1 protein-coding gene, 1 tRNA gene and 3 pseudogenes are annotated in these 2,381 nt (G+C 45.1%); 2 read left to right on the top strand and 3 right to left on the bottom strand.

From position 1 onward, the window contains the following. A partial coding sequence (locus tag BGK49_RS26850) for an IS1 family transposase (RefSeq protein WP_047664789.1) occupies positions 1 to 165 on the bottom strand: 165 nt, incomplete at its 3' end. A gap of 43 nt (positions 166 to 208) precedes the next feature. On the opposite strand from BGK49_RS26850, the pseudogene yeeO reads away from it, so the two are divergent. Continuing rightward, positions 209 to 1,072, top strand: a pseudogene (gene yeeO / locus BGK49_RS12670) (toxic metabolite efflux MATE transporter YeeO); the annotation flags it as partial. A gap of 100 nt (positions 1,073 to 1,172) precedes the next feature. Next, a tRNA-Asn gene (locus BGK49_RS12665) sits at positions 1,173 to 1,248 on the top strand. A gap of 450 nt (positions 1,249 to 1,698) precedes the next feature. Here BGK49_RS12665 and BGK49_RS12660 read toward each other — a convergent pair. Both BGK49_RS12660 and BGK49_RS12655 read right to left on the bottom strand, forming a co-directional pair. Continuing rightward, positions 1,699 to 2,067, bottom strand: a pseudogene (locus BGK49_RS12660) (YebC/PmpR family DNA-binding transcriptional regulator); the annotation flags it as partial. Between the two features lie 14 nt (positions 2,068 to 2,081). Further along, positions 2,082 to 2,381, bottom strand: a pseudogene (locus tag BGK49_RS12655) (IS1-like element IS1X2 family transposase); the annotation flags it as partial.

Raw genomic sequence — 2,381 nt, 5'->3', positions numbered from 1 at the left:
TTTCTGGTGCGTACCGGGCTGAGAGGCGGTGTAAGTGAACTGTAGTTGCCATGTTTTACGGCAATGAGAGCAGAGATAGCGCTGATGTCCGGCAGTGCTTTTGCCGTTACGCACCACGCCTTCAGTAGCGGAGCAGGAAGGGCATCTGATGGAAATGGAAGCCACGCAAGCACCTTAAAATCACCATCATACACTAAATCAGTAAGTTGGCAGCATTACCTACGGCCTTTTCTCCTGGCCGTGACTGGGATTTGTCGGGGCTGGGTTGGGTTTAACCATTTCTCGTTATATTGGCGCAGTTGCAATTTTGTGGGTGTTGGCGATTGGTTTTAATCCTGCGCTAAGGATTTCGTTAAAGAGCTATTTTAAACCGCTGAATTTTAGCATTATCTGGGAAGTCATGGGGATTGGTATTCCCGCGAGTGTCGAATCAGTGTTATTTACCAGTGGTCGGTTATTAACTCAAATGTTCGTTGCCGGGATGGGGACCAGTGTTATTGCCGGAAATTTTATCGCGTTTTCAATTGCGGCTCTTATCAACTTACCCGGAAGTGCGCTCGGCTCTGCTTCTACGATCATTACAGGCCGAAGGTTGGGTGTAGGACAGATAGCGCAAGCAGAGATTCAGTTGCGGCATGTGTTCTGGCTTTCCACTCTTGGATTAACGGCCATCGCCTGGCTAACGGCTCCCTTTGCCGGGGTTATGGCATCGTTTTACACCCAGGATCCACAGGTTAAACATGTCGTTGTGATTCTGATTTGGCTAAATGCTTTATTTATGCCTATTTGGTCCGCCTCATGGGTGCTGCCCGCTGGATTTAAGGGGGCTCGTGACGCCCGTTACGCTATGTGGGTTTCTATGTTGAGCATGTGGGGTTGCCGGGTTGTCGTCGGTTATGTGCTGGGCATCATGCTTGGCTGGGGTGTGGTTGGTGTCTGGATGGGAATGTTTGCCGACTGGGCTGTGCGGGCCGTGCTGTTTTACTGGCGAATGGTTACTGGACGTTGGCTATGGAAATACCCTCGACCCGAACCGCAAAAGTGTGAAAAAAAGCCAGCTGTGTCGGAATAAACGACAAAATGCAGATTATTTCAGCAAACGATTTCAAATTAAAAAAACAGGCTTTGACATTGTGGTTGGGCATCGCTAATATTCGCTTCGTTCTCACGATTCCTCTGTAGTTCAGTCGGTAGAACGGCGGACTGTTAATCCGTATGTCACTGGTTCGAGTCCAGTCAGAGGAGCCAAATTTTAGTTTTGAGACATCTCTATGAATCTCAAAACAGTTAAAAAATAAAAATTATTTTTACCCGGTTACCTTGTAAAAAAGTGACCGGTTTTTTTGATTTCTGTGTTTCGTGCGTTTAATCGAGTCTCACGCTTCAGTGAGCAAATTGCCCCCAACAGACATCACGATTCGCAAGGTCAAAATCTCTGTTCCATGAAGTACCGTACAAAGATAAAGAGAACAATGCCTTATGCGGGATGTCGCTGTCGCGTCTTTATCGGGAAACTATACGTAATTGCCACTTTGTCTTCGGTAATCAGAAAAAGAAGACCTAGAATTTTAATAAATATTATTTCTCTGGGAACGGGGATTTTTTATAAGCAATATGACGAGTTGAACATTATATTTTTATAATGATTATATGAGATTAAAGAAATCTGCCATAAAGACAGATTTCTTTAAAATATAATTAGAGATTTGCGACGTTATGATAAACTTTTTGAACATCGTCGTCATCTTCAAGGGCATCAACAAGCCCTTCAAAGATTTCTAAATCTTCTGGGGAAAGCTCAACTTCAGATTGAGCAATCATTTCTAATTCTGTTGTTGAGAACTCAGTGATTCCAGCTGCTTTTAGAGCCGCGATTCCTTTATGAAGGTCAGTAGGTTCAGTATAAATAACAATGTTACCTTCTTCTTCAGTCACATCACGAACATCAACTTCAGCTTCAAGTAAAATTTCAAAAATATGGTCAGGGTCTGTTCCTTTAAATACAATCACACCCGTATTGTCAAACATATAGCTGACAGAACCTGCCGCTCCGATATTGCCGCCTTGGTAATGACTCCAACTTACTGATAGTGTTTTATGTTCAGATAATGCCCGATGACCTTGTCATGCAGCTCCACCGATTTTGAGAACGACAGTGACTTCCGTCCCAGCCTTGCCAGATGTTGTCTCAGATTCAGATTATGTCGCTCAATGCGCTGAGTGTAACGCTTGCTGATAACGTGCAGCTTTCCCTTCAGGCGTGATTCATACAGCGGCCAGCCATCCGTCATCCATACCACGACCTCAAAGGCCGACAGCAGGCTCAGAAGACGCTCCAGTGTGGCCAGAGTGCGTTCACCGAAGACGTGCGCCACAACCGT

This window comes from Shigella sp. FC1544 (assembly GCF_001722145.1).
Taxonomy (GTDB): Bacteria; Pseudomonadota; Gammaproteobacteria; order Enterobacterales; family Enterobacteriaceae; genus Escherichia; species Escherichia coli.
The sequence above is the reverse complement of the archived record's forward strand: the minus strand, read 5'-3'. Positions and strand labels throughout refer to the sequence as shown.